Annotated in this window: 8 protein-coding genes; 1 reads left to right on the forward strand and 7 read right to left on the reverse strand. The window is 39.3% G+C overall.

Going from position 1 to position 6,000, the window contains the following annotated elements; all coding sequences use genetic code 11:
- The coding region (locus tag HMPREF0670_RS17300) for a hypothetical protein (RefSeq protein WP_232213950.1) at positions 1 to 233 on the forward strand (233 nt) is incomplete at its 5' end.
- Positions 234 to 1,422: 1,189 nt separating this feature from the next.
- Here the strand turns inward: HMPREF0670_RS17300 and HMPREF0670_RS14730 are convergent.
- From HMPREF0670_RS14730 to HMPREF0670_RS14760, 7 genes are all read right to left on the reverse strand, one after another.
- Positions 1,423 to 2,061, reverse strand: coding sequence for an SH3 domain-containing protein (locus HMPREF0670_RS14730; RefSeq protein WP_009231936.1), 639 nt, complete (start codon positions 2,059 to 2,061; stop codon positions 1,423 to 1,425).
- Between the two features lie 360 nt (positions 2,062 to 2,421).
- Positions 2,422 to 2,799, reverse strand: a complete 378-nt coding sequence (locus HMPREF0670_RS14735) for a DUF6984 family protein (protein ID WP_009231937.1) — start codon at positions 2,797 to 2,799, stop codon at positions 2,422 to 2,424.
- A gap of 181 nt (positions 2,800 to 2,980) precedes the next feature.
- Positions 2,981 to 3,319, reverse strand: a complete 339-nt coding sequence (locus HMPREF0670_RS14740; RefSeq protein ID WP_044078442.1) for a hypothetical protein — start codon at positions 3,317 to 3,319, stop codon at positions 2,981 to 2,983.
- A 26-nt stretch (positions 3,320 to 3,345) separates the two neighbouring features.
- Positions 3,346 to 3,648 (reverse strand): hypothetical protein, encoded by a 303-nt coding sequence (locus HMPREF0670_RS14745; protein ID WP_044078443.1) that lies wholly within the window; start codon positions 3,646 to 3,648, stop codon positions 3,346 to 3,348.
- An 85-nt stretch (positions 3,649 to 3,733) separates the two neighbouring features.
- On the reverse strand, positions 3,734 to 4,147 hold the full coding sequence (locus tag HMPREF0670_RS14750; protein WP_009231938.1) for a hypothetical protein: 414 nt from the start codon (positions 4,145 to 4,147) through the stop codon (positions 3,734 to 3,736).
- A 98-nt stretch (positions 4,148 to 4,245) separates the two neighbouring features.
- Positions 4,246 to 4,620 (reverse strand): Imm40 family immunity protein, encoded by a 375-nt coding sequence (locus HMPREF0670_RS14755; RefSeq protein ID WP_044078445.1) that lies wholly within the window; start codon positions 4,618 to 4,620, stop codon positions 4,246 to 4,248.
- A 388-nt stretch (positions 4,621 to 5,008) separates the two neighbouring features.
- Complete coding sequence (locus tag HMPREF0670_RS14760) at positions 5,009 to 5,566, reverse strand: hypothetical protein (RefSeq protein ID WP_044078447.1); 558 nt, start codon at positions 5,564 to 5,566, stop codon at positions 5,009 to 5,011.
- Positions 5,567 to 6,000: the final 434 nt, after the last annotated feature.

Here is a 6,000-nt window from a genome sequence, read left to right on the forward strand (position 1 = left end):
GGCGTATAACACCAAAAGCCCAAAGAAAACCAATAAATTTCTCATACGCATATATTGAAGTAGTCTTGACTTTTAATTTTTCTATGAATAGAGAGGAGTTTATTATCTTTGGGATGCAAAACCAAGACAAACACCCTGCTCATGTACGAAGTACCCGACAAAGATACGATAAAATCCGAAATTATGCTCCACTTACCTGTGGCAAAAAGTGGTTATACCTTGAAAACGAATGAACCCACAAACTCGTCAAAGCGGGGTGACAGAGTTAACCCCCAATCGGCTCCTTAGGCCGCTTATCAAATATTTTGGTTGTTTCCATCGCTTTCCGGTCGTCTTTCGTCGGCTTATCGGCACCTTGACCGCCTTATTCTCTTGTCGTTGTTCGCCACGCCTTCAATAATAAGACAGACAAGATGCTCAACAATACACAAGATCTGCACAGGCCCTAATGAACGATTTGGGTTAAAGGGTTAAGCCAAATGACTTGTACGAAGTGGACGACAAGCATTGTCAACTCAAAAACTCGTAAGCTCATAAACTCCTCCAACTCACAAATTCACCTACTCGCGGCCCAACACGCTCGCCGACTTGTAAACTCGTCAACCCGACACGTTGTCAATTTTTCAGCACACATTTTAACATTATGAGTGCCCTTTTTATCCACCACGTGCTCACCTTGTCGCAAAAAATCGATTCTCGCAGAGGTTTGTTTTGATGCAAAAGGGAGGTAGTTTGTGAATGTGGTAAAATGAATATTTATTTCAAGAAACCGTCATTTGTACCACATTTCGGGCTATTTGCTGCTAAATATAGTGCAATTTGCGGCAAAACGCAGTGCAATATGCCGCAAAACGCAGTGCGTTTTGGTGCTAAATGCAGTGCGTTTTGGTGCTAAATGCAGTGCGTTTTGGTGCTAAATGCAGTGCGTTTTGGTGCTAAACGCACTGCAAAATGGTGCTAAACGCAAGGCGAAAAGCATAAATATCCACTACAATGGTATAAACAAAACCTTTATGCGCCATTAAAAACATGGTAGAAAAGGGCAAAATAGTCGTTAAAAAGTGGGTTTTTAGGGGTTAAAAGCAGGTTGTTGGACTTGAAAAATGACGGTCTGGCAACCAAAATAGAAAGGCTAAATGGTGCAAAATGCAGGCTTTGCTCTTAAAAACAGACAAAACAAGAGGCGTGAGAAACTAGAAATAGTGCCCATTTACCTACTTTTTGGCCCATATTTTCGCTAGAACGGAGTGAAAACTAGAGCACCTTTGTAAAATAAAAGATAACAATTTAAGCTTTTGAGCTGGTGGTTTTTTGGGGGTGGTGAGTTGATGAGTTGGTGGGCTGGTGAGTTTGTGTATTCAGGAGTTGGTCGTCTGATGCGTTCGTTATTTTCCATTGCCACTTGTCTTTAATGTTTGCTTATCAAAGCATAAGCTTCTCCATTTTCCTTTTAATTTTTGTAGGACATTTATCGTATGGGAGTATTCGTGAGCGATGAATATAGCCTATGCACGGTCCTCCATCCCTAAGAAAAACTCTATACCAATCACTGCTTAAGATTGGGGTATAGAAAAAGATTTTATCCTTTTCTATCTTTGCCTTTACCTTAAACGTCGTAGATGGTCCTTCTCTAATGAATGTAAACCCATCAGGATCGTTAATCACTGCGGGAAACCTCATATAGTCTTCTTTGTCTAGAAGATTACGTCCCTCGCCATCATACACACAATTAATGTCTGCGCATTTAAAGTTGCGAGGCGGTTCGGTATTCACCATAAAATACAGTGCTTTGTCTCCCAAATCAAGCATCACCACAGAATCTAGCGGGTTGCCGTAACTGAACACTCGGGCTTTTGCGATTGCTCCAACAACAAGCCCATGACCCTTGCCTTGATAGAGCGATTTCACAGAATAAAAACTGTGCCCAATGCTAATACTATCCAGCTGTGCCCCCTCCACCACCTTGTAAAGATCTTGTATGCAATCCTTACAAGAACGTTGAGCATGTGCAGAAAGAAGGCAAATGCTTGCTAACATGAATATGACGAAGTTCTTTTTCATTATTCTAAGTTTGTTTAGTCGATACACTTTTGTTATGCTAAATTACGTTCCTTAACTTCACGTACAAAATTGCTTGCAACACTTGTTGCAGAACAAATCTCTCCCATAGGTTACCTACAACATTGTAAGCAAAAACGCACTTTTTCAAACCTTCGATGTCTAATTTTTCCGTAAGAGTTCCAAAGGCTGTTGACGGTGGATTTTATCAACTGCGTGCAAGAAAAGTAAGAAGTGGGGCGCGGCGTATGCCCCACCACTTAAACGGATTCCATAGCCTTAAAGTTAAGCTCTTACAGATGGTGTTGGCTGAGAGCTAATGCTCTAAGCGCAAAGGCAAGTGCGTGTTCACCACTGTTTTACCTATTTTCCCATTGGGATGTCTTTGAACTTATCCGTGCTACTTAGTAATGAGAATATCTCTGGTCCACCGCCTTTCCATAAGTCTAACTCACAGAGGCATCCGTCATCATCAACAAGAAGATACGCAGCGACACCTTTATCATCGGCATCGTAAAACATGCAATCAGAAACCACATGGCTAGGCTTGCACTTCACTGGTTCTCCATTATTCATCGCTATTGCAATCGGTCCAATTTTATCATCTGTGGTGGGTTCAGCCCATACGCCCTGTTGCCATTCGTGGGCGAGTGGGTACTTGGCCTTTCTTGCTAGAAACTCTATTAATAGCAACTCTTCGGGAGTTGGCCGTCTAATGGTATTTTTATGTCCAATTGCCATCTGTCCTTAACATTTACTTATCAAAACATAAGTCTCAACATCTTCATTTAAATTTCTGAAGAACGCCCATTTAGAACTCTGCAACACCCATACTTTCAAAAATATTGATTATCAACAAGCTATCTATTTAAAAATCCCTTGTAGAGGAGTTTTGCATAGATCCTGTAAAAACAAAGCCTGTTCATCTTACACGAACATATTTCCCCACACCTTCATCATTTCTTGTAAAAAGCGTATCATTTAGAATACTTATTATGTCTTTTTGGGGTGCAATTCCATCAAAATACCAGGTAAGAGTATCTTTATTAAGCGAATATCGAACAGAGGGTTGTCCGTCTTCATCAACAAAGTATATTCTATCCCGAGTTATTCGTAACCAAACAACCCCATCTAGGCTCCAGTATCCATACAGGCTCTCTTTCTTAACAATGGCATTTTTATTCTCATTTAAGTGCGGATTGGTGCTTGCAATACAGCAAGCAAACAATATCACGAACATTGAAATTACAATCGCTTTCATTTCTTTATATTTTTATAAATTGTTCATTATTGCGGTATCTCTATATGGAAAACAGGATCTTTCGTTTTAGTCCAAGGATCTAAAACACGAGATATTTTTACGTTATTTATAAGACTCTTATGGAATGCTCTAGGATTAGAAACGGAACTTGGTGAAATATCTATTACATTAAGTTTGTTAAAATCGGCCCAGCCTCTCTTCCATGATAGGCTCTGTCCATACACTTTGTTACAAATCAGTTTTGAGTGCATATTGAGCTTTTGTGCTAAATACCCAACCAAGAGCAACTCTTCGGGAGTTGGTCGTCTGATGCATCCTTTGTTTTCCATTTGCTGTTTGTTTTTTAGTTTAACCAAACACGTGAGTTTTCAGAAGCCTTTGACAAGCCATTCGCTTTTACGCGTAGTCATTTAATTATTGTCCATTTACATCATTAATAGGCACAAACTTCTTTAGTTCCCTATCATGGCGTGTGGAGTTCCACAAAAGATCAAACGTTTCTTTAGTTATCAGTTGATAATTAAATTTCTTAAAGAAATTTATATCGCAATCAAGATCCGACCAATAACCATAGTTTCTCTCATCAGGCAGCTTAACAATGAGATTCTTATTCGTGTCGAAACCCATTTCGCGAACTGCTTGATGAAATTCTACATCATCGTATTCTATAAGCCATTCGGCCACAAAATCAATAGATTCTTCAAAGTCTGGATTGGCTTCGAGATGATGAAACAGCTTTGAGAAGAGCCTTCCTAGGAATGATCTTTTCTCTTGTTTACTAGCATCATCATGACAAAATGGCTTGAAATGAAATTTGAAGTATATCATATAGGCGAAACGTTAAACGTATTTCTAAAAATCAAGATGGTTTCAAATACTAACAATAGTCCCTTCTAATCTTGTTAGTTTTATTACAAATGTTCCATTTAAGATTGATTGTTCAAATCAAGTATCACGAGTTCAAACAGCACATCCGAGCCTTCCTCGTAACATCCCTTAGTCACACTATCTAGTACGATCTGAATATACTTAATGGCTTCGTCACAACTATTATCAGTATACTCTTTTATTAGTTCATCGCACTTCCGCTCGTAATACCACCCGTCATCTGTGGGATAGACTCTTGTAGGGTCATTTTTCTTTACATACACATCGCCACCCAAAATTGGAGTAATTTCTTCGCGCAAAATATTAACCATTCTCAATGCATCATCTGGTAAAAATGCAACAGAGTAAACTCCATATTCTTGCAAAGATACATATTTAATTCCATAATGGTCAGCTAATTCTTTAGTTGTCATTGCTTTTATTTTTCTTTTATAGCCTCTCCTAAGGTTGCGGTTTGCAATCTTAGGGAAGGCTTGTTTAATACTACCAAACTTAATGGCGAGTTATGTCCGAAAGAAGAATGTAGGCCTCGATAGGATGCCTTACCTTTACATTAAAGGTTATGCAACTACAATTGGGCAGAAGTCAATATTCCAAAGAACAAGGGCTGACGTATGCTTGTCACCATTTAAGTGATTTGTCTATCGGAGCATCTTCGAACTTGTCCATGTTACTTGACAAACGTATCTCGGAATGGTCTCAAACCAAGATATTTGTCGCCAAAATCTTTTAATTTCCATTTCGTTATTGTGGTAGATGATCCAGCTCCGTACGTGAAAACGACAACATTACGTTGGCGTGTCACTGCGAAAAAGGACGTTTTCCACCTTGTTGTATAGATTTTATAACCTGAAAGAAACCAATGAAGTCATCGTCTTCTAATATGGCAACTAACGCTGATAGATCTTCAGGAAGGAATGTTTTCACACCAGAACTAGCTGCGGAAAAGAATTGAATCCAACCAACGCCACCTAAACTCTTATCTTTTTTCAACACGATTGACTCTGTACTGAGAAAGGTTTTGCCTTGATCTAAGGCCTTAACTTTCATTCTTCCTAGGCGGGACATACTCAGGAATACCGAGTCTGTAAAGTCTTCTTTTATAAATTCGGATGGCGACTTTGCAGTTCCTCCAAGCTGTGATGTAAGTTGGCAAATCGCGATATGGTACACGTAAACACTGTCAAAGTCTCTCCGTTCTTTGCTTTTGCGGATAAGCGTGCAAACCCGTTTATTGAGTTCGCTTGTTTGTTCCCGCGTATAGTAAATAGAATGCTGCCTATTAAGTATTGTGTATTTTGGAAGCGATGCGCAGCCTATGAGTGGTATCACCGCTATAGATAATAGTATTGCTTTCATCGTTTTATAAGCCAAATGTTTCCGGTAAAATGCCGTGCAATTAAATTTGAAGTATATCATTATATTCAAACCCAGTTACAGCTTTTCCTTTTTCTTCCTTTGCTGTTTCATTCTTTGCTTATATGCTTTCCAGTCCGCCTTGTTCTCCCACATGTACTTATTCAACTTACAGCCAAAATTAGTGGAGGGGGCAGGTTGGTGGCAGGGACAAACTGATAAAGGATGTCACGCCCGTTCGGTTTATCTTCTTTACCAGTGTAATCCACCCAATGCTCTAACAGGAACACAACGCTAAGCATACTGTTATACAAGATAAATTCTTCATACGTCTTATTAACGGCTACTGCCTGTTTTCTTTTCTCATTTCTTTCATTCTTCTTTTATAGGCTTTCCAATCTTTCTTGTTCTCCCATAAATACCTTCTCAGTTTACCT

Origin of the sequence: Prevotella sp. oral taxon 317 str. F0108 (assembly GCF_000162415.1) — a bacterium.
In the GTDB taxonomy this organism is placed as follows: Bacteria; Bacteroidota; Bacteroidia; order Bacteroidales; family Bacteroidaceae; genus Prevotella; species Prevotella conceptionensis.